Source organism: Phaeodactylibacter sp. (assembly GCF_040219495.1).
GTDB lineage: Bacteria > Bacteroidota > Bacteroidia > Chitinophagales > Saprospiraceae > Phaeodactylibacter.
In genome coordinates, this window is the sequence record NZ_JAVJSK010000079.1 from 236,787 (window position 1) to 263,165 (window position 26,379).

The following is a 26,379-nucleotide window of genomic DNA, read 5'->3' on the forward strand; positions in this document are numbered from 1 at the left end:
AAACTAGCTCCATGGCACCTAGAATTTATTTTAGCTTTTTGATCCTAATGGCTTGGTGTGTTACCCCGGTCCTGGCACAGGACACAGCCGACCGCTTCGACGAGTCCACCTGGTCGGTCGACCCTGCCAATTATCCCAATAGTATGGTGATAACGGCGGTCATTGATATAGAAGGGGAGGAGTCTATGGACCCCAATGACCGGGTCGCTGCCTTTACCGGCAACTCCAACGGTATCCGTGGGGTGTCCAACCCTGCTTATGTCGCTGCACTCGACCGGTATATCGTCAGCTTGTTTGTGTACTCCGTCAATGGCGCACAGGACGATATTACCTTCCAGGTGTATGATGCAAGCACAGACGTGGTCCTGCCTTGTACCACTACCGAGCTTTTCAGCACCAATAAAACCGTGGGCAGTTTTGCACAGCCGGACACGATTTTTACCGTCCGCATACAGGCGAACTTCACTAAGGATGACGTGCTGTGCGCCGCCGATACCTTTGGCTTCGCACAGGCCAACGTCATAGGTGGGCTACCGCCTTATGAGTATCTATGGAGTAATGGAGCTACGAACGACCGGATTGATAACATCGGCCAGGGCCGGTACTACCTGACCATTACTGATGATAACGGTTTTGCTAAAGTAGACAGCGTAGATATCCTGAACCTCAACCGGGAGATTTTAGCGCCGGTACTCGCCGCTGCTCCCGAAGACACCCTCTGTGCAGGGCAAGACGTATACCTGTTCAGCTTTAGCGCCGAAACTGAAATGCCCGCCTACGAGTGGTACGACAACTTTGGCAACTTCCTGCAAGAGGGGCAGTCCTTGTTTTTGCCAGATATCGCCTTTTCCAGAGAGTTGGAGGTCTTTACGAACGTGCGCAACTGCCTCTCTGCCCCAACCAGTATCGATATAGAAGTATTGCCGGTACCGAGTGCAGCCTTCACCTTGAATAATGCAGCACCTTCCGTACAGGATACGGTGATCTTTACCCCCGAAGTCAATGACGGGCAATTTGCATACGCCTGGAACTTCGGCGATGGCAATACCAGCACCATGCCTATGCCCAGCCACGCCTATACTATAGCAGGCAATTACGTGGTGGCACTGGAAATTACAACAGCAGACGGCTGTACCAATCGCACCGAACAATATCTAAGTGTAGGAGCAACGGGTATTGATGTATTGTTCAGCCAGGAATCGCCAGCCTGCGATGATGACCCCTCTGGCAGCATCACTGCTCAGGCCATAAACGGCGCACCCCCTTATACCTACGCATGGGAAAACGGCAGCACTGGCACTACGCTTGAGGGTTTGCTCCCTGGTGCTTATTCCCTGACCGTTACGGATGCGCAGGGTAACGAACGAGAGGCTGAATTTACACTCACTGCAGCCGGCGCACTCGCCGCGCCTGTCATCATCGCCAATGGTAACGGACAGGCCTGTGCGGGGGACGATGTAGCCCTCGCTGCTTTCTCTGAACGCCCCGGAGCTGAAATCCGTTGGTACGGAGATGCAGCCGGCGCCCAGTTGCTCTACACCGGTAGTCAGCTTACACTCTATGGTTTAAGCAGCAGTCAGCAGCTTTGGGCGGAAGCCCGCATTGGCGGCTGTACTTCTCCGCTTACCCCAGCAAATATTGAAATACCGGATATTGAAGCAGGCTTCAGCATTGATGTGGAAGCGCTGCCCCTGGGCGAAGCCACCACTTTCCAAGCTGCTGCCCAGCAAGCAGGCTATGTTTACACCTGGTCATTTGGCGACGGCAACGGCGCTACGGGCCCCGGGCCACACGACCATGCCTACTTGCTTTCTGGTACTTTTGAAGTGACATTACAAGTAGAAAGCCCGGAAGGCTGTACCACTACTTCCTCACGCTTTGTCAATGTCTGGGGCGGTGCATTGCAGTTGTTGCCCGTTGTATCTGAGGCCAGCTGTGCAGGGGACGATAGCGGTTCTGTTAGCCTGCAAATTCAGGGCGGCCAGGGGCCTTATACCTACGCCTGGAGCAACGGTAGTGCTCAGCCCAGCCTCGATGGCCTGCTGCCCGGCACCTACAGCGTCACCATTACCGATTCGAACGGTTTGTCAGCCAGCGTACAGGCGACAGTAGGTGCTGAATTGGACGGCCCCGCGCCGCCTGCGGTAATCGTGAACGGCGGTAATGCCATCTGTACCGGCGGCGACGCCTGGGCTACTGCCTATTCGCAGGACGATGGCGTTGTTTTTTACTGGTATCCTACTATACTCGGCAATAACCCCGTTTTCGTGGGCAGCACCTTCCTGTTGTTTGGCGTGGAAGAGAGTGATACCTACTACGTAGAAGCCAGAAATGGAGATTGTATTTCAGACCGTACGCCGGTCAATATTCAGGTCAACAACCCCGATGCCCGTTTCACAGCCAGCCTGGAAGTAGTGTACCCCGGTACGCCTATCCAATTTTCAGCACTGAATACGAACCTGGGCACCATTTTGTCCTGGGACTGGGGTGACAATTCGCCTAACGGGCAGTTTCCCGATATGCAGCATACTTATGCAGAGCCGGGTATTTATGAAGTTAAACTGACAGCGATCGCAGTACAATCTGGTTGCCAGGCCGAAGAGGTCATCCGCATTCAGGTTGTGAGTGCTCCGGATGGGGGTTCTGGCGGTGGGAATGGAGCTGAGAACTTGCTTGCCCTGCCATTATCTGAGCCTGCCCGTTGTCAGGGCAGCCCCTCTGGCACACTATCTGCGTACGCCATTGGCGGTACGCCACCTTACAGCTACAACTGGAGCAACGGCAATACAGAAGCCTATCAGAATGGCGTCAACAGCGGCGCTTATTTTCTTACGGTCACAGACAGCGAAGGCAATAGCGCCGTAGGGGCTGCAACAGTTGGCGCCCTGGACGAACTGGAGCCGCCGCTTGCGGTAGTCAATGGCGGACAGCCTGCCTGCCCCGGTGAAGAACTCTGGATTGCTGCCGCAAACCAGCATTCAGGGCTATCGTATTTTTGGTATGCAGATTCGTTGGGCCAGGAGGTACTTTACGCAGGTGCTTACATACAAGCGCAAGGCAACGATTTACTCGATACCCTTTACCTTCAGGCACGTGCAGATGGCTGTACTTCCGACCTGACTCCAATAACGGTGCAGTATGAGCCCATTGAAGCCAACTTCAGTGTGAGTGCACCTACAGCATCTGTAGATGACGAAATCACCTTCTCGGTAGAGACCACAGCACCTGGCGCCACCTATGCGTGGTCGTTTGGTGACGGTACCAGTGCAGATGGCGCACTGTCGACACACAGCTACCCACAGACGGGGCTTTATGAAGTGGCCCTTACCGTCACTTCGGCCTCTGGCTGCAGCGCTCAGCAGCGCCGCTTTGTCAACGTTTACGAAGCCCCGGCCGGACAGCTGTCTGCGGCTTTTGCTTTAGAGTACCCTTTCTGCCCGGAGGATGCAACCGGAGCCATTAATACACTGGTATTTGGCGGGCAGCCACCTTATACTTTCGATTGGGCGGATGGTGCGAGCGGTAATGTTCGTACCGGATTATCTACCGGTACTTACGCCGTGACCGTAACGGATGCCAATGGCAATACTGCCGTTGCTTCAACTTCACTGCCTGCCCTGGTGCCCCAACTGCCCGCTCCTGATGCCGGTCAGGCACAGTCAGGCCCGGTTTGCCTGGGAGGCACAGCATGGCTTGCTTCCACTGCGGACGTCTCTGGCGCTCAGTTCTACTGGTACGATTCGCCTGTGGGCGGTTCACCAATGTTTATTGGCAGTTACCTGGAGTTGAATGAAGTAGCCGGAGCACAGGCTTACTTTGTGGAAACCCAATATCAGGGTTGTGTTTCAGATACCCGAACGCCTGTTTTTGTGGAGGTGGAAAGTGCTGATGCGGCTTTCTCCGCTTCACCCATCGCAACTGTTGCCGGTGAGGCCATCACCTTCGTGGCACAGGATGGCCCGGGCGATCAGTCTTACAGCTGGTCCTTCGGCGATGGCAATAGCGCTGGCGGGTTTAGTGCCATGCATGCCTACAACAGCCCTGGTTTCTTTACCGTCGCTTTGGAAGCGACGACGGAGAATGGCTGTAGCGCAGCAAGTAGTCAAATCGTTCAAATCCTGCCAGGTGGCGGGCTGCAACTGGCAATAGAAGCCCAGGGGCCTGCCTGCCCGGATGCCACCGACGGCACCCTGGCGTTAAGCATTACCGGAGGAGCCTGGCCCTTTACCATCGAATGGTCTGACGGGTCGGCGGAAGCTGAGCGTTCGGGCCTGCAAGCGGGCACTTACGAAGTGACCGTTACCGATGGCCTTGGCAATACCGCTTCTGCTCAAGCCGAATTGAATAGCCCCGCCGGTGCATTAGCGGCACCAGCTGTAACGGTCTCAGGAGGCACCTGCCCGGGCAGCACGGTAAGCCTGATTGCGGGCAACAACCCCTCACAGGCCTTTTACCTTTGGTACGATGCGCCGGTTGACGGCAACCTGATCTTCGCCGGCTCCACCTTCCCGTTCGGGCCAGTGAGCGCCACAGATACCGTTTATGTGGAGGCTAAGCTGGGCAATTGCACCAGCAGCCGCGCAATGGTTGAAGTGGTGGTGGAAGGCCCTAATGCCGGCTTCACCTATAGCCCTGCAGATATTCTGGCAGGAGATGTGGTGTCTTTTACTCCGGAAGAAAATAACCCCGGTTACACCTATGCATGGGCCTTTGGTGATGGCAGTACTTCTGCTGATGCCACGCCCGTAAATACGTATACTACCGATAACACTTTCCTGGCAACCCTGACTGTAACCGACGAGTCGGGCTGCAGCGTATCCGGCACACAAGCTGTACCGGTCGGCTTTGGCCAGGCGTTGGGCATTCAGCTGGAAGCTGTGAACACCCAATGCAGCGGCGGCAGTGATGGCGCAGTAGCTGCTCTGGTGTTCAATGGTGCAGGCCCTTATACCTTTGAGTGGAGCAATGGTGCTTCCGGCCCGGCTCTACAGAACATCAGCGCGGGCTTGTACAGCGTGACGGTTACAGACGCAGAAGGCGTTTCTGCAGTAGCCCAGGCCACAGTGGGGAGCAACGTGCCCCCGCTTGCTGCACCACAAGCCGCTTCGAATAATGATGTCATTTGCGGGGATGGCTTCCTGTTGCTTTATGCTTACGATAATACCGGATCAGCTAATACCTTCTATTGGTACAACAGCGCTACCGGCAACGACCTGCTGGGCAGTGGCCCGACCTACAGTCAGCAAGGGCTGGCCGGGGCCGCACAGACCTTCTTTGTGGAAGCTGCTGCAGGCACCTGCCGTAGTGGCGTCCGGACACCTATAACGATTGAAGCGGAGTCGCCAAACGAAGGCTTCACCGTTTCGGCAAGCACCGTTACAACGGGAAATACCGTCAGCTTTTCCCCCATCAACGGAGATGCTTCTTTTGATTACCTGTGGTCCTTTGGGGACGGAACGGTTTCCACCCAAATGAGCCCGGTACATACTTACTCAGCCCCTGGGCAGTACACCGTAAGCTTGCAAGCAGAGAGCCCATCGGGCTGCAGCCAAACGGTTGAAGAGCCGGCCTTTGTGGAAGTGGTGGCTCAAGGGGCCTTGTCGGTCAGCCTGAATATCAGTCAGCCTGCCTGTGCAGGTGAGGTCACTGGAACGGTGGAGGCAACCCTGCTCAATGGTACTCCTCCATTCGAATACGCCTGGAGCACGGGCAGCACCGCGGAAGTACTGGTAGCGGTGCCCGCCGGGCAGTATGCCGTAACTATTACTGATGGGGAAGGCAACGTAGCGCAGAAATCCTTCGCGGTCAACGCGCTGTTCCCAACGCCCAATATCCCGAATATAGAACTCAATACAAGCTTACCACTTTGCAACGGTGAAAACGTTCTCCTTACCGCTTTCTCAGGGCAGGTGGTCGACCAGTATTTCTGGTACGATAACAACGGAACGCTGCTCGGCGCTGGCAATAGTTACCTGGCTGTAGCAAGCGGAGACTCGTTGAAGTTGCAAGCGCAAGCACAGCGGGGCAGCTGCTTTTCTGCACTGGCATCGGAAGCCTTCGAGGTGGAAGCCGTTGACGCTTCCTTTACAGTTGCCGGCAATGCTCAGGCAGGTGAAAGCCTGTCCTTCCAGGCCAACACGGCAGGATACCAGAGCTATACCTGGGATTTCGGCGATGGCAACACCAGCGCAGGAACTACGGTACAGCATACCTACCAGATGGAAGGTAATTATGCTGCCTCATTGGTAGTGGAAAGCCTGGCGGGCTGCGCCTCATCGGCGGGGCAAAACCTGGCGATTGCATCAGAAAACCAACTCGCCCTTCTGTTTGATACGAAGGATGTCCTTTGTGCAGAAAGCTCGGCTGGCACAGCTGCGGTAGCCGTACAAGGGGGGACCGCGCCTTACAATTACAGCTGGAGCAACGGGGAGTCCGGAGCCGGCATCGGTAATCTGGAAGCCGGCCTTTATCAGGTAACGGTAACGGATGCTGAAGGGCTTGCCATAGCGGGTACTGCTGAAATTGTAAACCTCAACGCCACCATCCCTCAGCCGGCAGTGAATGCCAACGGCGGGGCAGTGGTTTGTAAAAACGAGCCGGCATTCTTTACGGCCAGCGTTCCGGGCTATCCGGGTGCGGGCGTCAATTGGTACGAAAGCCTGTCGCAGCCCTCACCTTCAGCTCAGGGTGCGGTATTTGTCAGCTCCGGCTATGCCTCCAATGCCGTCCTTTATGCGGAAGCGGTGGTGGAAGGTTGCCTTTCCAATACCCTGCAGTACAACGTAAATGTGCAGGCACCGGAAGCTGGGTTTGCCATTACGCCTGAAGGCACCTTGGACGAGGGCAGCCTCGTTCAGTTCCTGCCCTCAGCACCTGAAAACGGTAACACTTACTACTGGCAGTTTGGCGACGGGGGCTGGAGCACCGCAATGGAGCCCTTTTATTTCTACAACTTGCCAGGTATGTTTGATGTGTCCCTCGAAGTGACGGATACCGACGGCTGTACCAATAATGAAATGGCACCGGAGTTTGTGGAAGTCCTGCCTTATCAGGGATTTGGCCCGGGGCTGGATGAGCGCTCGAGCCAGTTGCAGGGCAGCAGTGAAATGTCTGGTACCGTTTTCCCGGTCCCTTTCCGGTCATCGCTAACCGCAGTACTTGTTGCGAAAGAAGAAAACCAGTATAGCATAAGCCTTGCGGACGCCTTCGGCCGCACTTTGTTTCAGGAGCAGCTGGAAATCGGGCCGAACCCCCGTAGCTGGCAGCTCAGTGACGTTAGCCACTTGCCTGCCGGTGTATACTACCTGCGCATTCAGGGGCAGGGGCAGCATGCCATTACTAAAATCGTAAAACAATAAATCATGCCCAGAAACTTGAAATCCATCTTGATAGCCGCCTGCTGCATTGCAGGGGTTTTGCTGGCCGGCTGTAAAAAAGACAATAACACGAACGGGGATGGCCTCCCGCCTGTCCTTCTGGTTAACGGGGCAGATGTGTATGAAGACACCCTTAAGGTCAGTGCCGGGCAACTCCTGGAATTGACATATACAATAGAGGATGATCAAAGCAACCATACCTTGCTCATGTCTAAACTGAATGGTGCCGTTGTCAAATCGGGCGACTTTGTGCTGAACAACGCCAGTCTTGATGCCGTACCGAAAACCGGTACACTGACGCTACAGGCGCTTGAAGAGGGCACCCACTCCTTCATTTTGTCGGCTGAAGACCCGTTTGGGGTTTCTGGTACGGCATTGGTGGAAGTGTTGGCCATTGGGAACTATGAACCCGTCGCAGCACTGTCTATAGCGCAGCTTGATGAGGCCGCGCCCTATCATGTACGCATCAATGCTGGCCAGAGTTTTGACCGCGATAGTGCATGGGGCGGTGGTGTCCTGGCCTACGAGTTTACCCTCGAGGGAATCTACACGGTCGAGACGGAGCGTCCTGAGTTGGACTATATTTATCCGGGGCCGGGCACCTATGCGGTCCGGGTTCGGGTGAAAGACAACGATGGGGTATGGTCGGACTCTGTAAGGAGTACCTTTACGGTAGAATAGGTCAAGCCCCCTGAGAGCATGTTTGGAGCTCGTTGCTATTGCAAATCAACGCTTTATGAACCCCGCAGAAATGAGGGGCAAGCTCTGATTTCTTCACTAAATTTTTATTTAGCCCGCTAAACTCAAATTTAGTGACTTTGCCAGAACCATAAATCCTTGATTTTCATAACGAAACCGCTCCTAACATGCTCTGAGCTTCAGAAGTCTGGGAGATGGCTGGTTAACTTCCGGACAGTTGTTCTATATCTCTCCACAAAGGCCAGGTCATATTTCCGGCTTCGTGGAAGATGTGTACGAAAGCAGGGTGAAGGATGGTATCATCCTGTGCCTTAAAAGAGAAGTTGCCTAAGTAAGTATAAGCTGTCGTGTAATAGTCAGCGATAAGATTGAATTCAGCGGGTAGGGTGGGGTGGTCTGACAAATGCCTGTCCCACACCACCGCTGTAAGGGTGCCCTGATCTCTGATCTTCCATTTGGGGTGGTTGAAAATACGAAGAGTCCACTCGTGCCATTGTTTTAGGAAAGGAACGGATGAGTTGGAAAACAAGAATACACCTCCGTTCCAGTGTACCCAATAGGGCGCTGTGATGGTTGTATGGAAGTCTTCTTCAATGCGCTGCTTCAATAGATTAGAGCCTGGCCATTCCACAATCCGCTCACGTTGATCCCTCCACTTACCTGAATGACTGTCCCAGCGAAAAGAGCTGTTCGTGGCGATATGGTCATGAATAAGATTTTCTTCGAGGATGAGTTGCCCGTCCCGGGTAAACCATGCTTCCCTTTTTTCGTCGAATTTTAGCCCGGTTTGAAGAGCGGCAAAAGTCTTGAAATCAAACGGCGTTTGGAACAGGGCTTGGTGCAGCCTTTCAAAGGATGCTTCCTTTTTTTTGTGGTCAAATAGGAAAAAAGGGAATAAAACTGCATCATGTATCCACCTACTAAGCCTGAAAAAAGCTTTAGAACCCCACACTTTCAATCGTTGGCCAGCCCTGCTTACCTGCCTGGCAGAAAGGGTGTGTAAAGGGCGGTTTTCGTGAAAACGGGCTTTCACGGATTGAATTTGTCTAACGTAGTCAGGGGATTTTTGCTTTTGGGCACGGTCTAATTCGGCGGCTTCCAGATAAAGTTCTTTCAGTAAATTGATATTCTGCAGTTGCTCCTCGGTCTGCGGATCATAAACTGCATTGGGGCTAAAGTGGTGGAGATTGCCCTGGTCTTTTGCAAAGGTGACGGGAGGGACAAATTGCCCGAATATCTTATCAACAGCATTCGAGACCGCAAACACATCCGTATCAAGGTAGCAGTACAATTCACCTTCCCGGAGCGCAAGCCATTTCCAAAGCCCGGTTTTCAAGAAAATGGCGGCTTCGGCATTCGAATAATGAGGCGGGGTGTCAACCTGCACAACAGTATCATGCTCAATAGGCCGCTCATTGCGCTTGAGGTCGGTGATGACGACAATGGGCTCTCGGGAATGCTTCCTGAGCAACCGTATGGACAAGTGCAGTAACTGAATATGGTTCGTGGCCCCGCAGACTACATAAACATACGTCATAGCTTAAAATGCGTTTTCAGTAAACTGGGCAGCAGGTCTGTAGGATAGGTGATAAGGTAGTAGTCCAATATCAGGAATAACGAAAAAAGATCTCCATTCAATTGCTGGCGGATTACCTCTTGTTTAGCAGAAGCCAGGGCTATTTTGGATACCAGGCTGTACCTTAGGTCAAAATTTTTCTGCATTTCCGGGGACCAGGAGCCTATCTGTTTTTGAAACGACTGGAATATCTCCGGTAAAGTTTCCAGAGAAACCGGTGCAGGCTGTGATTTGAAATAATGACAGAATGCTGCAAATCGTTCCAAATCCAAAGCGTAGGGGCGTGAAAGAAGAGGGGCTTTCTCATCCGCTATATTCAGTACGGACCACCTTAGGTTATCGAGGTATGGGCTGCTGATCTTCAACTCTTTGAGTGTGTGCCATATGGGATTGACCTGGAAGTACAAGTCAGTATCCTGAGCTAAGGGGTGCTCTATTGGCCAGGGGGGTGCCTGTGCAGAAACCATTAAGGCCACCTCGGTAGCAGGGGCAGGACTGGAAAGCAGGAGTGGAATGTGTACTGCACCTCTTGCACCTTTAGGTAGGTGCAACTTTAGAAAGGAAGAAAGGGGTTGCGACGGGATAGTGTAACAACAACTGACCGAGCCCTTCCCCGGCAGCCTGAAACGGGTGTCCAGGTTTGGCACAGAATCAGTAAACCAAGTATTTGGGGTGTTGTCAGATTTAGTAGTATACTTTTCCAAATGAAAGGGCAGAGGAGAAAAAGAGCGTAAAGGAAAAGAGGTTTGGTTTTGCACAACCGCAGTGGCTTCCCCTCTTGCAATTGCTTCTACAGAGAGTGTGGTTTGATTATCATCTGTAAAGTATAAGCCTAAATCAGGATCATACATTTGCCATTTGCCATTCCGGAAAACCTCGGGTACAACATGTCCCTGCAAGTACCATACTCTGGCTTTGAATCCGAGTTCCTGCCATAATAAAGCCAGCGCACTTGCCATATCATCACAGTAGCCGTGACCAAGGCTGCTGATGAGCATTTCCGGAGCGTGAATATAACGTGCATGGGTGGAAAAGGAATTGAAGGTGTAATCACAGATGATTTTCCACGCTAAGCGGATCTGTTCTTCGGGGGTGGCCGCGTTCCGTTTAATGTGTCGGGACAGTGCAGCGCGGTCCAGAAAAAGGATGGAGTCAAGTTGCAGAGAAAAGGCAACTTCCTGCTCACTTGTGTTGTGGATTTGCCATTGGGATTTGTGCCCCGGCACATCGTTCAACCGCAGAGCAATGCTTTGTTCTTCGGGGCTGCAACCTACGTAGGCCATAAAACAAACCCATCCTGCAAAGGCAGGGAAGTAACTTTGTATTCGCTTAGAGCTTGTTTGGAGCGGTTTCATCATGAAAATCAAGGATTTATGGTTCCAACACGCTCTTAGTGAGGAAGTCAGAGCTTGCCCCGAATTTCTACGGGGTTCATAAAGCGTTGATTTGCAATAGTAACGAGCTCCAAACATGCTCTTAATCATCATTCTGTGCATCTCTCCATGAAATAAGCTGATTAATCAGGCCGGAAAATTTTGCCTGGTTTAATGGGTTACTTTGGGAGGCCCTTCCACCGGCAGCTTTCCGGTACTGTAGGATCAGGTCATTTAGCCATGGTTTGGGTAGTTTCCGAAGGGATAAATCTTCGGGCCACCAAACGGTATTGAAATGCAAATACCAGCCGTTTTTATTGCACCGTTCCACCATGTCTGGGATTTCATGGGCATTCAGAATAGTTGGGCATATACTAATAATGAGGTCTCTGTTCTTTTGCTGCAATACCTGATTGAAATACTGAAGGTTGCTCATGACCGTCTCAAAATTAGCATTTTTTCGGATCGCTTCGTATGTCTCAGGCTCAAAGGAGTCTATGGAAAGAATAAGGTGGATATTTAGCGTTTTTAATACGGTCCTGACTTTTTGGTTTAATATGCTGCCGTTGGTGGTGATGTGTATTTGAGCCTTGGGGTTGCATTTTCTGATTTTATCCCATATCTCATAGTAAAGAGGGATCAGAAAGGGCTCGCCACCGTAAAATTTAGCTTCCCAGATGTGGGGTAGAAAATGGTCTAAATCTTTAACGAATTTTGCATCGTAGACATCAGCGAGTGCAGGCAAATGTTCCCGGTTCCGGCGTATGCTGGAGCTGAATTCCCCAAAGCACATCGCACACTCGAGGTTGCAGGTATTGCTGAGCTCAAATTCGAGCAACTTCGGCATCTTCGAATCAGTCGTGGGCAAACCAGTACCGTATTTGATTCTCCTGCCTTCTGCTTTGATTTGATTCCACAGTACGGAAGAGCCTCTAAGGCCTGCTTTTAAAAGCCTGATAGGGAAAGCCTTTAAGGGGAACTCCGCATACCGGTCAAAGTTTTTTGCAAGCGTGTTTTCTACATTCCCGGCTTCAATCTGCTCCGCACACCCTTCGCATCCGCTAATTAGCTGCCCGGAGTCAAAAACCCGTTGCAGATGAGCAAGACGGTCAGAACTCCATACAGCCGAGGGCAGGTCCGCAGGGTAGCGCCCGAGTTCATATTTTTTGTTGTAGCAACAAGCCGTGATGCTACCATTACGGGAGAAATAAAGACTGTTTTTCGGGGCAAGGCAGTACCTTTTTTCTATACCTAAGGGGCGTGTGAGCTGGTATTTTTTACTCTGTTGCCGGGAAATTTTTATTGAGTCCGTCATGATAAAGTCGTATTTAGAGCGTGTTGGGACTTTAGCAATCGGTCTGTCCCGGTGAACCGGTACACTTTTTGCTTCTACTTCGTCCCGAAAATCCTTCCCGCAAACTGCGGGACGGGCTATCTAACTCAGGCTAAACTCCGGTTTTCGCGCCCCTGCCTGGCAAACCCGTTTGGCAGGCAGGTCGTTTAATCAAAAAATGATTAGTTGTCGACTAGAAGACAAAAGCCCCAACACGCTCTAATTGATCCAGGTCTGCCACCATTTTTCCAGCACGGTTAGCTTCCACAATCTCCAATGGTCTTTGGCTTGAAGCAGTGCTTCCACTGCTTCTCTGCTGATAACTGCTTCCTTTACCAGCCGCCCGTTTCGGAGTGCCTCAGCGTAAAAAGCATAAGACATGTAGTACCGGTCGGGCCCGACAAACCCTTGTTTGGGCCGCTTAAGGATGGATGCAGGGAGCTGGCTTTTGATGCATTCGTATAGTAAAAACTTGGTCTGTTGCTTATTAAAAACTACGTCTGCGGGCAACTGGTATAGGAAGGAGACCAGCTCATGATCAAGGAAAGGGACCCTCACTTCCAGTCCGCAAGCCATACTGGCCCGGTCGATCTTGGTCAGGACCAGCTCGCCCATAAAGGTCTTAATATCCAGCTGTTGCACTGTTTTTATCAGCTGGGTTTTAGGGTGTACCTGAGCTTTGTAAAACCATTCCGGGAAGGCGGGCAGCTCTTTGTGCAACCTGGGGTGGAGTACTTGCTTCAGTGTAGTCAGGTCAAACCTGCCCATCGCCATAGCAGAGGCGTAATAGGCGGTCATGCTTTTCCCAAACAATCGCTCCCTAAAGTATAACTGTAGCCGGTGCCTGGTATTGAGCTGAGCAATAGGCTGTTGCCAGCCGTAGCCAATGAAAAGCTCATCTGCTCCTTCCCCCGAAAGAACTGCCTTGCAGTGCCGGCTTGCCAATGCACTGACCATATAGGTGGGAATGGTGGAAATGTCTCCGAGAGGCTCATCGTAATGGTATGCCAGTTTGTCCATCAGAGCGAGCTGTTCATGCCCGGCCATTCTGGTGTGCAAGGGCAGTTTCAGGTGTTGGGCGACTTGACGGGCATGTTGGTGTTCGCTGTTTGCCCAGCCTTCGAAGCCGATCGAAAAGGTTTGTAAAGGGTAACCTTGTGCGGAGGCATAGGCAGCGAGGGCACTGCTATCGTACCCGCCGCTCAGAAAACTGCCTACGGGCACGTCGCTTTGCAGGTGCGCTTCAATGGATTGATTGAGAAGCGTATGGGTGCTTTGGATCGCATCCCGGGTGTCGATACTCAGCCTAGCATCTGGCAATTGCCAGTAGCATTTAGGGTCAAGGGAAGGAGGCGCTGCCTCAAAGGGAATATCGAGGTAATGGGCGGGCGGTAACTTTTTTAAGCCTTCCCAGATCGTTTTGGGGCTGGGCACATACCTGTAGACCAGAAAGTCTGCAACGGCTGACATTGAGGGGGGCGGGCATCCGGGGAGCCCTTTGATGATCGCTTTGAGCTCAGAAGCAAAATAGAATTGGTGGTCAAAGTAGCCATAGTAGAGCGGCTTTATCCCAAACCGGTCCCGTGCCAGGAAAAGCCGTTTTTTGCGGTCGTCCCAGATACCAAAGGCAAACATCCCCTTTAGCCGGTGCAGCATGTCCGCACCCCACTCTTCATAAGCATGCAGGAGGACTTCCGAGTCGGTACGTGAGCGAAATTGGTGCCCAGCCTGTTCTAACTTAGCCCTGAGCGGCAGGTAATTATAGATTTCACCATTGAAAGTCAGCCAAATATCTTCAGTCTCGTTTGGCATTGGCTGTTGCCCTTGCTCTGACAGGTCCAGGAAGGACAGCCGCCGGTGACCCAGCGCTGCGCTGTGATCCTTCGCAAACCAGGAGCCATACCCATCAGGGCCTCTGTGGGCAAGGGTATCCCGCATAGTATTAAATCTTTGAGGGTGGATAGGTTGCCGAAGAGAAATCTGCCCGATTATTCCGCACATGGGGTAAGCCGTTTAGCTGAAGAAGTATTTTTTTAATCGAGCATAAAGGATCAGCAATTTATGGTAATAAAAATAGACCATACACCCTTGTAGCCACTTCCATCTGTCCCGGAGCCAGCGCAGGTATTGCCAGGCCCGGGGCAGGATGACAGAACGGAAGCCCAAGATATGCAATAATAACAGGGCGATGTGCCCTGTGGACTGAATAACGAGGCCCAGCAAAAAATAAAGCGGTGCCCAGATTTCTGTCAGTTCGTTCGTAGCAATAAGCTTTTGAGCTTTTGGAGAATGAGTACGCCGGCTCAGGGCCTGCGTCCGGGGCAGCGTGAACATAAGTAGTGTGCCAATCAAACCAGCTGATAAAACCACCTGCCCGTTGAGCCCCAAAAATAAATAATACCCTCCCTGCGATACCAGGCTCAGCGGGGCAAACCACCGGAAGCTCAGCTTCAGCGCATTGGACGGCCCGGTCCGGACAACCCAGGTCTGAACGCCCGCGCTTTTGTCTGCCTTGTAATCCTCCAGTTGGTGATAAATAATATTGTTGATACCCGGCGCAAGTTGGGATAATGCTGCAAGTGCAACGTACCAGCCCAGGTAGTCCGGGGTTTCTGTTCCAGCTGTATAGCCAAAGGCAAAACCTACTGCTGCGGGCACCACATGGCCATAGCCGGCATCACAAATCAGGCCCGCCCAGCCACGTTCCTTCAGCCGTATAGGCGGCAGCGAATAGATCAGGTACAAGACATGCTGCAGCCCCATCAGAATATAGAGGATGGCAGGGGCGCTCAAGAGCCACAGGACGATTACAATCAGAGCGGAGTAACCTGCTAGCTTCAGGCCCTGCACTACCAGAGTATCGGCCTGAGCGATATTGTACTTGCCCGCACGCCGGTCTTGCTCCTGATCACAAAAGTCATTGAAGTACCTGACAAAGAGCCCGCTCCCCAAAAAGGCGAAAAGCATAGCCGCCGTATGTATGAGCGCAACTGCCCAACCTGCCTGAGGGGCCATCAGCAGCCCCAAATAACAATACCCGAACCCCATGGGGACCTTCGAATAGAGCCAGCTGTTTTTGTGGGTCAGGTGCTTCAAGTTAGGGTTGGTTTGGGGCTAGGAACTTAAAAAAGAGGGAAGGATGGCTTCTGTGGTATCCGCAGCCCCATCGGTCGTATACACTTTAAGGTTAGACTGACAGGCCATAAGGGCTGCAAGGGCTTGCTCAAGGTAAGTCTTGAGTTGCCGGATAAAGGTGGCCTGCTCATGCATTTCTCTTGCGGCAGCTTCTCTTTGCTGCAGCCGCTCAATAATGGTGGCCACCGGAGGGTTCAGGAACAGTATTTTTTGGGGTATAGGGACGTCAAAAGCGCGGGTGAATACATCAAATTGCGCTTGCCATCCTAAAGGTGCGGTTTGTTTGATAAACTCAGGTAGGGGCTGTTGGTCCCATCGTTGGGCATTTGCACTAATCAATTGGGAGAGGGCTTCCCATTGGTCCGAAGGCAGGTAAAGCTTTGCCCGCGCGAATATGTTTTGCTTTTCCTCCGGGCGCATGCGTAAGTGTTGGATAAACAGGCGCGCGTAGACAGGGGTGTCGATAACCGGGTGGCGGGTGGAAAGTACGACGGCCGCTGCATGCTGCTCCTGCAAGTGGCGAAGCTCGGTAGAGAAAAGCAACATCTTCAAAAAGAGCGAGATACCTTTCAATGCTGCATCAGATGCCTGGTCTGCCTGTATTCCTAATTCCTGCAAGGCCATAGATAATGCAGGCTGCGCACAATGTGCTGAATGATGATAGGCCGTACAGGGTAGCGGCCAATACTTTTTAGTATCAACCTGCGCCATAATACGCTGCAGCCAATAGTCTTTTCCACTGCCGTCAATCCCTATGATGCTGAAAAGCTGCTTCATTTAGCCAAGATAGCAACTTCGCCAGTTTTTCCATTCAGTTGAAGGCGGGCGTTGTCGGGGATTTTCCGCGTGGCGTCCGGAATGCCGAAAACAGCCGGAATCCCCAGCTCACGGCAGATGATAGCTGCGTGAGAAAGCAGCCCGCCGTTTGCGGTAATCAGCCCCTTCAGGGTCGGAAAATACGAAAGATGGCCAGGATTGATATACTCGGTCACCAGGATGCGCCCGTGGAGCAAACCGGGGTCAAAGGACTCATTGAGTTCAGCAATGACTACAGCAGGGCCTTCCACAACACCCTGGCATACCCCAATCCCGTTTAAGCCTGAGGATTTACCAGAATGCCTTTGCTGTAATACCGGGTTCGGGAAAATAATATCGGGCTTTTGATAATTCCGAAAACTCGCTCTTATGCACCGTCGGTATTGAATCCGCTCCCGGTAGTCTGCTGGTAGATGACTCGATTGAGCCAGGTGGATTAATTCCTGATGGGTTAGGAAAAAAGCATCTTCTGCTTGGTGGAGCAGCCCATCCTGTACCAGGCTTTTTCCAAGCGCTACCACGGTCAATCGGATAAAATGCATGAGCTGTGTTGTGATATCCCGGATTTCCTCTTTCCACCACAGAAATTTTCGTTGCCGCTCAATTTTCCTTACCAGCGATTGGGGAAGTTGGTGCCTGATCTTTTGGAAGGTCTGGTGTTCCGTATGTTCAGAAACAGGAGCAGGTGGAAGGTCGAGGTACTGTTGAAGGGCCTGCAGGACAGCAGTGGGGTCTTCTATCCAGTTTGGGGCCATTATTTCCAGTTCACGGGTACTTTTATAGCCGTATTTATCCAGGAAATCGGCAAGTCGTGCCCGGTAGGGAAAGGGCTTACCTGTACGCCACGCTTCGAGCAGAGCAGTAGCAGTAGCTGGTTTCCACCATCGGTAAGCGGGCTCGTCCGATCGGATTTGTGCTGCGAGTTGTTGTAGTGCATTCAGGGGATGGAGGTGAGCGACGTGATCGAGCCCTGCCGTGACATCCGTAAATTGTAAGTCTAAGCCCCTTCGGCGATTGTACCGTTCGATAGCATTTTGAGTAAATGTGCTGACGAAAGTATTGTCGTAAATGATTTCCCAGTAATTGGAATAGACATACATCAGGTGTTGAGTAGCCAGCCGCTTAAAGTATTGCCCGATTTCAGCAGTAGAAGACGGGTCGAATGGGGCCGCTTTGAATTCGGGGCGGACAATATCCTGGAAATAAGCCTTGGTCTGCCGGCAAACGGCAAACCTTGTTTTGATGGACTTCCGGATGGCGGTCAGGGCCTTAACAGAAGTGGAGATACGCTTAAGTGTTAGCTTTGATTGCTCCCCTTTGCCTTTATAGTAAGGGGTAACGCCTTGCCCTTCATCAAACCGTCGTTCTACATAACCCATGACTTTTCTGGCGCCACTCTTGGTAGCCGCAAGGTTCCAGTAAGGGTAGCCCAAAAAGGTGGTGGACCAGGCTCTTGGGGGTTCGTCGGGCGTTATATGATAGCGCCTGGAAAAAGCATCAATCGAATAATCGAAGGTCATCTTATACAAATCCCACATCAGCGGCGAGGGCATTTCCGCACCAATGCCACCATCCCGGAAGTTGGCATTGGTCCAAATCGTTTCGGCCGGGAAAAGGATTTGAGTAATCGGCCTGCACTGAAAAATGTAAAGTTGCCCGTTTTTGACACCCCACTCAATATCCTGAGGGCATCCGAATTGCTTTTGTAAGCTTAAAAATACCACTCCGAATTCAATAATTTGCTTGCTACTGACCAGTTGAGCCAGCGCAGGTGGAATCCGCCCGTTGAGTTCCTGCCGCCTCCAGTTAAAATTCAATCGGGCATCCGGACTGTGCCCGGCCGTAAGCGCTTCACAGCTACCGGCGGCCAGCTCCAGTATCATCTCAGCCGCTTTGGGAGCGGTAGGCGAAAGGGTAAAAGTGAGCCCTGCAAATTCCGTAGGGATGTACGCCTGAAGCAAAAGGGATAACCGGTTTTCGGTTATTTCCCGGCTATTGGCTGTAGCCCAGACTTCTGCAAAGGCTTGTTGTAAATCCTTTAGAGTAGTGAGGCCTGCCGGGGAGGCAAAATGCCCGGCCATGGTTTGCCCTGGGCGGTCTTCTGCTGAAGCGGCTGTCCTCAAAATCAGGGGCTTGCCCTCCGGGAATGCGGCAAGCAGTGATTGAAGTAAAACATTGGCCGCTCCGGATGATCGTATGCGCTCAGCAGCTTGTTCTTGCGTATCCTGAGGGTGTAGCCCTGCCTCCTGGCAAAAGCGTTCAAAACGATCATAGGGGACGACTAAACCCTCCGGAACCCGGTAGCCTTGCCGCTTGAGCTGATTTTGATATATGGCTTTGGGGCCACAGTCTAAAGGGCTCAAGTCCCTTTCTCCGAGCCAGTGATAGTGCTTAGAGTCCAAAGTCATGCTGTTTTGCAAATTCAAGCAATGCGTGCAGTGCAGGCCCTTTCACCAGTGGGCATTCAGGAAAATCGACCGGTAGTTGTTCGTGTAGGCTGTCTAGTGAAAATAATGGCACCGGTTTACTGATGTAGGGGTCATAGATCTTACCGACGGACCGGTGGTAATACACCCGCTCCAATGGAGTCAGGTCAGCTGGCATTTTCTCTACAAAATCAGGTAAGGATACCTTGATGAATGCCAGAAGCCCGGGCAGGTCATCGTAGTTGTCGGTCAGGCCGGGCGATGCCAGGTGATAAGCCTGTGATGGAGGGCGTTGAAGACAGATATGTACGAGTGCTTTAGCGGCATAATCAGCCGGTATGATGTTCAATCCGGACCCCCGCCTGAGGGCGACGCGGATATCAATGAAAGCCGGAGTTTCATAATCCAGACGACCGAGTTGTTTGATCTTTAGCCTCAGGAAGAATGCCAGCCAGGCGTAGAAGACATCAAACTTTGGTGTGTACCCGATAGGCGGTTCGATCAGGCGGCCACAGATGGTGGTTGGGCGAAAGCAGTGGACCCGTTTGAACCGCCCTTCAGCACCGGCTTGCTTCACGAGTTGCTCCGCTTCGAGTTTGGAGCGCTCATAGGGGTTCCTGAAGGTTGGATTTGGGGCACTAAAATCCGGAGCGACTTCCCCCGAGCGGATACCGCATACATAAGCCGTACTGACTATAGCGAAATCAGGCACCCCCAGGGCTTCAGATAAGGCCAGCACCTGTTGGGTCCCTTCTACGTTGATCTGCCTAAGCTGCTCCACCACACCCGGCTGATCGCGGAAATCAACCGCTGCCGCGCAGTGGATAAATAAGTCAGGGGGGTGCTGCTTCATTTCGCGGAAGCTATCGTCTGCGATCCCTAAATTTGGGTGGCCCAGAAAGCAATCCACGGCCCGGATTCGGTCCAGGAACGGAGCAGGGTCAGCAATTTGCAGGTAGTGGCGCCCGTCGGTTTGCATCAGCTCCGATAGTCGTTCGGCAAGGGGTTGCCGGTCAGCAGGCCTTCCCAAAACCCATACGGTGAGCTGCCCGGGGGAATGCCGGTATTGGCTGAAAAGCTCAAAGAGAATGTTGCTGCCCAGCAATCCCGTAGCTCCGGTTAATGCAACGACCATTTTACCCTTGTTTTATACTGATTTGGCTGTCGATATGAATCGCATGAAATCCCCCCTCAATTTGCCGGTAGGGGTCCGCATAGGGCGGTATCTCCAGTTGCCCGGCTTTAGGGTGTTGTTCTGCGATACTTTCCGCCTCAATAAAATACAAATTCACCCAAAATAAACCTTCGTTGAGGTGTTTTTTAGGAAATCGCCAGGTCAGTTCAACGGTTTGCCCGTTTAAAGAAACGGCCTCCATGCTGACGTGCCCGCTAAAGAGCAATTGATTAAGGCTGTCGGCAATGGCGACGGCTACGGCAGAGGGGCGCTTTCCCGGCTTCAGCTTCAGCTTGAAAGCAACAGATACTGAAGCATCGGTACCTTCTGACAACACAGTAGCGCCCTGATAATGCATCGCATTCAGGTATAGGCTGTCTTCCAGTTCATGCGGGGGCGCGGCAGCATAGTGTTTGCTGTAGAAAGACAGTGCTTTTTGAGCAGGCCCGATAAACTGACATTGGCCATCCGCCATCACGAGCACCTGATCACAAAACTGAGCTAGCTTAGCAGGCTCATGACTAGCCATGATCATGGTCTTTCCGGCTTGCTTCAGGGTTTGTATTTTTTGAAAACACTTTTCCTGAAAGGCATTATCGCCTACGGCAAGCACCTCGTCGAAGAGCAGGATTTCACAATCGGTATGGATTAAAGTGGAAAAAGCCAGCCGCAGAAACATGCCCGAAGAATAGTACTTAACGGGAGTTCCCAGGTGTTTTTCTAAGCCACTAAATGCCACGATTTTTGGAAAAACGGCTTGGAGCTGTGCCCTGTTCAAGCCAGCCAGCCGACCCGCAAAGTAAACATTCTCCCTGCCTGTCAAATCAGGGTGGAAGCCTGACCCGATATCCAGTACAGCTCCTGTTTTTCCCCGCATTACCGCTTGTCCGCAAGTGGGCAGGTAGATGCCAGCCAGAATTTTTAGCAGGGTACTCTTGCCGGCCCCGTTAGGACCAATCAGCCCTAAAGCCTTGCCCGCCGCCAGATTGAAAGACAACTGCCTGAAAGCCCACACTTCGTGGTTGGGGCCAGTACTACGATTGGGCAATTGTTGAATGCTGAATTTTTTGCCCAGGTTTTCTACCGAAATCATATTATTAAAGGTAGTCAATTAATTGGTACTGCCGTCGAAAGAAGGCCCTGATTCCAGCAAGGAGGATGCCCATCCATAACAGTAGGCAGGCCCAGGCAAAAAACGGTGGCAGGGGCAGCCCCAGAAGAGCCCATCTGTAGGCACCGAGCAGGGTGGCCACAGGGTTGAGGTATATCAAAGATTGATAGGGGAGCGGGATCAGGCCAGGAAGGTAGAATACAGGTGTCAGCCAGATGCCTACATTCAGCCCGGAGATCGCCAGGTGTATGGCGTCCCGTCTCTTTCCCGAAAGATTGCAAACCCAAATGGCCACACTGAACCCCAGTAAATGATTGAGTAAAATGAGTAAGGGGAGCACCAAAATAGAGGCACGGAATGGCTGTTGATAGAGGAGCATTAATACCAGAAAAAGCCCAAGTGAAATACCAAGCTCGACCAGCCCCAGCAGGCTCCTGTACAGCGGAATGATAAACTTGGGCAGGACATTCTTTTTCAGGTATTCTCCTTCCTCATGCAGGGAGGGCCCTGCGTTGTGAATAATATCTTTAAAGTAGTTCCAGCCCAACAAGCCGGAGAAGGCAATGAGGGGGTAAGGCAACCCTTCGGTATCGACTTTCAACAATACGGAGAAGAAAACCGAATAGATGATCAGATAGGCAGCAAGGGGGAGGATGACCCAAAGTAGCCCCAGGGTGGTATTTGTATATTTAATGCGAATGGCCCGCTGCGCAAAAGCCAGGGCGATGGGCAAAGCGCCCCAGACGGCTTTCAGCTCTTCAGAAAAAGGCTTGGGTTTGTTGTTAATGATGTGCATTAGTAGCCCGTATTTAAAAGGGGAAGAGCAAGTCTTCGGCTGCGGTCATACCGGTTTCAGGCAGCTTACCGATCGCGCTTAGGGTTTGCAGGTGGTCGTTGTACATGATAAGGGCTGTGATTTTGCTGTAGGAATTAGTCTTTCCAAGGTTATCCGTCACTTTATCCAGTGCTTGTTTTAACCGGATAACATCCTCAGGTGGCGGTTTCTCCTGCCAGGCCTTGAATAGCACGTAATGCCTGAAGGTATCGAAATAGGCTTTTACGAATGCCTCATCGGATGGGAACTGCTCCCGTAGTAATTTGACCCGTCCGGGCCATTGCGACTTGGGCAAAGGCGGATTTGCTTTTAGTGCAGTCAGCCCGGCCTGGTAGATCGCATTGTCCTGCAAGGCGTTCCTTTCCATGCGCTCGCCCGCATCCCAAATTACAGGCAGCCACTTGGAATGCTGCTGCAAATCGAGTTGCATAAGCGCTGCTATAGCTTGTTCAAATTGATCGGTCCGGTACCGGGCATAGCCCAGGTTGGACAAGGCTGGTTCGTAGTCTGGCGCCAGTTGCAGAGCCGAATCCAGCGCAGGCAAAGCAGCCTGAAACTGATTTTGTTGAATGAGGATAGCCGCCCTGGTATTCCAAACCCGGTGACTGCCCGGATGGACTTTAATAGCCTCATCGATTTTTGTAAGGGCGGCATCGTATTTGCCCAATTGTTTGAGCGCATTAGCAGAGTGCCATTCAATAGGGTCGCCTACGGGGTCGAGACTGGCCAGTGGCATGCGTTCGGTTTCCTGGCTGATTGCAATGGCTTTTTCCCATTGGCCTGCTACTTCTGCCCGCAGCAACTGATGTAAGCTACGGTTGGTTTGCCAGTTATAGTAGCTCAAAATGGCCGCCGCCAATGCCAATAAACCCAGCAGGCCAGCCAACATGCCCTGAAGCCGTTTGCTGGTTTTCCCTTCACCAGACCATTGCAAGGCCAGGGCGGTATTCAAAGCGATGAGGTAGCTATGCCCCATGCGTTCCAGCGCAAAGCTGAATACAAAATCTACAGCCAGCCCTGTACCGATGCCGACCAGGACAATACCGCTGATCAGTTTTTGTTCCTCATTGGTCCTGAACACGAGCTTTAGGGCGCTAAATGCAGTAGTGGCCATCAGTGACAAAAACAGGAGGAGCCCAACTAAGCCCAATTCACTGCTGATACTCAGGTACTCGTTATGAGGACGGACCCGTAGCTTGTCTTTTTCTTCAAACCGGGCTGCGCTACTCCCTCCGTACTTCGGAAACTCAATTTTCCAGTTGCCAGCGCCGACTCCTTTGAGGGGGTGTGCTTTGATCAACTCAAGGGTATGTTGCCAAAGGTGGTACCGGTCGAGAATATTCCGTTCCGCTTCATTAGCGGCTTCGGCACCGGCAGAGGGGACCTGCACCAGGCTGACCATCCGGTTGCGGAGGTTTTCTTTTAGTTCACTACCTTGCCCGCTCAAAGTGAGGAATCCTATTATGCCTATTACCCCGGCAATTACAGCAATACTGCCAACTTTCCAGCGCTGTTTGACTTGCCCGGAAAGCCGCTTTCGGGCAATCAACAGCAGCACTTGCATCACCAAAAAAGCCACTATAAAAGCGACCCAGGCCGAACGGGTTTGAGAAAGCAGAAGCGCAGCAGTGCCCGTTGCCAGGCTTAGCAGGCCGGCGAAGCTCCAGTAGCGTGACCCAGTCAGGAAAAGGTGGAGCGCCCAGGGTAAAAGAATGATTAGAGTGGACCCCAGCAGATTACGGTTGCCGGAAAGGCCTATAGGTGGGCTACTGCTTTCGTATGGGAATACGGTCCAACCAGTGTACTGCCCAATGCTCAAAGCCGATAGGAGCACTAAATAAATAGAAAAGACCCGCGAGAGGGCCAGGGTTGGATTGGTGAAATCGCGATAGAAAAGTACGAAAAAGGCGATGAGCCCCACTTGAAGCAACACCCGGTTGGAAACGAGTAGCGCCTCTGTTGGGTTGTATGCCCAGGTTGTGCTGAGAAAGCACCAGGCTAAAAACAGGCCACTGAGGATTAGGAATGTTTTGCCAGCGGAGGAGAAAACAACGGGTTTTTTTACAATCCATGAAAACCCCAGCGTCCCGGCCAGCAACCAAATACTGATTAAAAACTGCCGGACGGGCAAAAAAGCTTCTCTGGAGCCCGGGTCAAAAACGAAACCACTGAAGAAGAGCCCTATGATAACCCATGCCATAAAGAATTTAGGGTAAGCAGGACTCTCGTTTTTATTGGTCATAAGGCAACAGCGTTGGTTGGCATTTTTCTCAAGCGCAAAGTATGAAATTAGTGCAATTTTATTGGCGCTTTGGTTCGTTGATCTGCCGGGCAGCCTAAAACCTGTTCAAGCAAACGCAGATAGCGGTCAATAATGATTTCTTCCCGAAAGTTGGCTGCCACGATTGCCCGCCCGCGAATGCCCAGCTTGCGCCGTTCGGTTTCAGGCAATTGTATGATTCTCGTCAGGGTGTGGGCCAGTTGAACGGGCTCCCGTTCCTGGCATAAAAAGCCATTCTCCCCTTCAATGACAATATCTTTGGAGCCTGGAGAGTTGGTGCCTACAATGACGATGCCCATGCTCGCGGCTTCGAGCAATATCCGGGGCACGCCCTCCCGGTAATAGGTCGGAAGCACCACACAATCGGCTTCAGCAAGGGTCGGGCGGATGTCTTCTTTTGGACCTTTGTAGGTGATCAGGCCTGAGGCTTCCCAGGCTTTGATATCTGCCAGTTGAATAGCACCGGGTGCTTCGCGTTCTATAAAGCCCGCAATCTTGAACTGAATACCAGGGTGAGCCGACTTGATGATTTGCGCAGCCCGAACGAACTCCGGGACTCCTTTCTCCTTGATTAATCGTCCGGCATACAGGAAACACAGCGGCCGTTCCGAAACCGGTGTAGTGGGCATGGGTTTAAAGTAATTGATGTCTACACCCTCTCCCGGAAGGTAGCCCGCCTGCGCTTTAGTTATTGTGCCATCGGACAGGAATATCGCCAAGTCATCTTTATTTAAAAACCAAACCCGCTCCGCCCTTTTAAAACTATGGCGGTATAACGTCTTGACAATTCGGGTCTTCCAGTTTTGGGCTATGAATAAATACCCGAGCCCTGTGACTACGGCCAATCTGGGGATACCAAGCATCCGGGCAGCAAGCTGCCCGTAAATATTGGGTTTGATGGTATAGCTGATCATAAGGTCAGGCTTGTACTTTTTCAGGATGCTGAATACCTGGAATGCATACCTGAAATCATGAAGAGGGTTGACCTTGTGCCGGGATAACGTAACCGGGAAAAACAAGCACGGTTCTTCCTGGAGCTGGGCGGTGTATTGGTCAGGTGGGGCAACAATCAAAACCCTGTACCCCTCTGCCGAGAGCCGCCTGATGAGGCCACGGCGGAAGTTATAAACGCTCCAGCTTGTATTGGAGAGTATGGCAATGGTTTTTATTGCTGACCTACGCATTCCTGTAGAGCATTTTCCAAATGATAAGAACGGATTTTAAACCGGGGGTGTTTGTTTCCACTGCTCAGGAGGGTATCATAAGCCGTTGGAAACGAAAAGCCAGTGACTTGAGCCTGCTCCGGATAAATTGCGGTAGAATAGGGATAAGAAATTTAGCTAAGCGTTGGGTTAATCGGGTTCGGAGGGCGATGGGCGGCAAATAGTTGACTTCAATGGAATGGCCTTGCAATAGCCGGGCTAAGTAACTTTTGGCTCTCACGGCATCTTTCGGGATAGATTTGCTCCTCCATTCTTCATTCATCCAATGAAAGGCATACCAAGCCGGATCGGGGGGTAGCGATTGCTCCCGGTAACAATCGACGATTTCCCAACGATCGGGGTTGGTCATATCGTGGATGGCATCGCCGAGGTGGAAATCGGTGATGCCCTGATTTAAGATACGGATAGGCAAAAGCCAATCGGTATTGTCTGCATCTACCTGTTCCCGGGCAGTTTTGTAGCACCATTTCATAAGGGGGCTTGCTTTGGGGCACTTCATTAAGTTACCAACGACGGCAAGCACATCATGCGCCCGGAAGACGTACGGTGCCGGGAAGTCCAGGGGGCGCAGGCAGGTCACATCCATGTCCGTCCACCATCCACCCTGCTCGTAAAGGAGCTTGTAGCGGAACAAATCAGAGAACCCGGCCAGGCTGCCTTTACCGTGGCCAAATTCATTTCCGTACCTGTACCTGAAAATAGCTGAGGAGGGCAAAATTTCTTGTGCAGCGCAAATCACCGTCCCTTGCGGCGGCGGTGTTCTGAGGTGGCCGTAAGTCCATAAATGAAAGCGGTGCCCCTGTGCCTGGAAAGATTTAATGCAAAGCATCTCCACAGGGCTCAGCGTTTCCCCTATCCATAACCCGTGAACCACTTTATTGTCTTCTCTCATGGACCAGAAACCTCAATTTATTGGGTGTGCCGTGCAAGATAGGCATTTTGCAATTAATTTCGCCACGGGCACTTTTTGCCCGCCCTGGAGGTGCGGATGGGGGCAAGATTGCACAGCGAGATGAAGCAG

Annotated in this window: 15 protein-coding genes; 2 read left to right on the forward strand and 13 right to left on the reverse strand. The window is 52.0% G+C overall.

Annotated features, from left to right (window positions below; all coding sequences use genetic code 11):
• The first annotated feature begins 11 nt into the window (after nucleotides 1–11).
• Both RIC19_RS12190 and RIC19_RS12195 read left to right on the forward strand, forming a co-directional pair.
• Nucleotides 12–7,358, forward strand: a complete 7,347-nt coding sequence (locus RIC19_RS12190; RefSeq protein ID WP_350178598.1) for a PKD domain-containing protein — start codon at nucleotides 12–14, stop codon at nucleotides 7,356–7,358.
• A gap of 3 nt (nucleotides 7,359–7,361) precedes the next feature.
• Nucleotides 7,362–8,057, forward strand: a complete 696-nt coding sequence (locus RIC19_RS12195) for a PKD domain-containing protein (protein WP_350178599.1) — start codon at nucleotides 7,362–7,364, stop codon at nucleotides 8,055–8,057.
• 220 nt (nucleotides 8,058–8,277) lie between these two features.
• On the opposite strand, the gene RIC19_RS12200 is transcribed toward RIC19_RS12195, so the two are convergent.
• The 13 genes from RIC19_RS12200 to RIC19_RS12260 all read right to left on the reverse strand — a co-directional run bounded on the left by RIC19_RS12200 (nucleotide 8,278) and on the right by RIC19_RS12260 (nucleotide 26,250).
• Nucleotides 8,278–9,612: a hypothetical protein gene (locus RIC19_RS12200; RefSeq protein ID WP_350178600.1), complete on the reverse strand. Its 1,335-nt coding sequence runs from the start codon at nucleotides 9,610–9,612 to the stop codon at nucleotides 8,278–8,280.
• Nucleotides 9,609–11,009, reverse strand: a complete 1,401-nt coding sequence (locus RIC19_RS12205) for a transglutaminase domain-containing protein (RefSeq protein WP_350178601.1) — start codon at nucleotides 11,007–11,009, stop codon at nucleotides 9,609–9,611. The genes RIC19_RS12200 and RIC19_RS12205 overlap by 4 nt, the downstream gene beginning before the upstream one ends.
• A gap of 118 nt (nucleotides 11,010–11,127) precedes the next feature.
• Complete coding sequence (locus tag RIC19_RS12210) at nucleotides 11,128–12,339, reverse strand: radical SAM protein (RefSeq protein ID WP_350178602.1); 1,212 nt, start codon at nucleotides 12,337–12,339, stop codon at nucleotides 11,128–11,130.
• 237 nt (nucleotides 12,340–12,576) lie between these two features.
• Nucleotides 12,577–14,358 (reverse strand): asparagine synthase (glutamine-hydrolyzing), encoded by a 1,782-nt coding sequence (asnB, locus tag RIC19_RS12215; RefSeq protein WP_350178603.1) that lies wholly within the window; start codon nucleotides 14,356–14,358, stop codon nucleotides 12,577–12,579.
• A gap of 12 nt (nucleotides 14,359–14,370) precedes the next feature.
• Nucleotides 14,371–15,453, reverse strand: a complete 1,083-nt coding sequence (locus RIC19_RS12220; protein WP_350178604.1) for a UbiA family prenyltransferase — start codon at nucleotides 15,451–15,453, stop codon at nucleotides 14,371–14,373.
• An 18-nt stretch (nucleotides 15,454–15,471) separates the two neighbouring features.
• On the reverse strand, nucleotides 15,472–16,269 hold the full coding sequence (locus RIC19_RS12225) for an ATP-binding protein (protein ID WP_350178605.1): 798 nt from the start codon (nucleotides 16,267–16,269) through the stop codon (nucleotides 15,472–15,474).
• On the reverse strand, nucleotides 16,266–18,710 hold the full coding sequence (locus RIC19_RS12230; RefSeq protein ID WP_350178606.1) for a PEP-utilizing enzyme: 2,445 nt from the start codon (nucleotides 18,708–18,710) through the stop codon (nucleotides 16,266–16,268). The genes RIC19_RS12225 and RIC19_RS12230 overlap by 4 nt, the downstream gene beginning before the upstream one ends.
• Complete coding sequence (locus RIC19_RS12235; RefSeq protein WP_350178607.1) at nucleotides 18,700–19,869, reverse strand: SDR family oxidoreductase; 1,170 nt, start codon at nucleotides 19,867–19,869, stop codon at nucleotides 18,700–18,702. The genes RIC19_RS12230 and RIC19_RS12235 overlap by 11 nt, the downstream gene beginning before the upstream one ends.
• A gap of 1 nt (nucleotide 19,870) precedes the next feature.
• On the reverse strand, nucleotides 19,871–21,001 hold the full coding sequence (locus RIC19_RS12240) for an ABC transporter ATP-binding protein (protein WP_350178608.1): 1,131 nt from the start codon (nucleotides 20,999–21,001) through the stop codon (nucleotides 19,871–19,873).
• 4 nt (nucleotides 21,002–21,005) lie between these two features.
• Nucleotides 21,006–21,815 carry an ABC transporter permease gene (locus tag RIC19_RS12245; RefSeq protein ID WP_350178609.1) on the reverse strand — a complete coding sequence of 270 codons (810 nt, stop codon included), beginning with the start codon at nucleotides 21,813–21,815 and terminating at the stop codon, nucleotides 21,006–21,008.
• A gap of 13 nt (nucleotides 21,816–21,828) precedes the next feature.
• The gene (locus RIC19_RS12250; protein WP_350178610.1) at nucleotides 21,829–24,096 is read right to left on the reverse strand and encodes an O-antigen ligase family protein; all 2,268 of its coding nucleotides are present in this window, start codon (nucleotides 24,094–24,096) and stop codon (nucleotides 21,829–21,831) included.
• Between the two features lie 47 nt (nucleotides 24,097–24,143).
• Nucleotides 24,144–25,319 carry a glycosyltransferase family 4 protein gene (locus tag RIC19_RS12255; RefSeq protein ID WP_350178611.1) on the reverse strand — a complete coding sequence of 392 codons (1,176 nt, stop codon included), beginning with the start codon at nucleotides 25,317–25,319 and terminating at the stop codon, nucleotides 24,144–24,146.
• A gap of 64 nt (nucleotides 25,320–25,383) precedes the next feature.
• Nucleotides 25,384–26,250, reverse strand: a complete 867-nt coding sequence (locus RIC19_RS12260; protein ID WP_350178612.1) for a glycosyltransferase — start codon at nucleotides 26,248–26,250, stop codon at nucleotides 25,384–25,386.
• Nucleotides 26,251–26,379 lie beyond the last annotated feature (129 nt).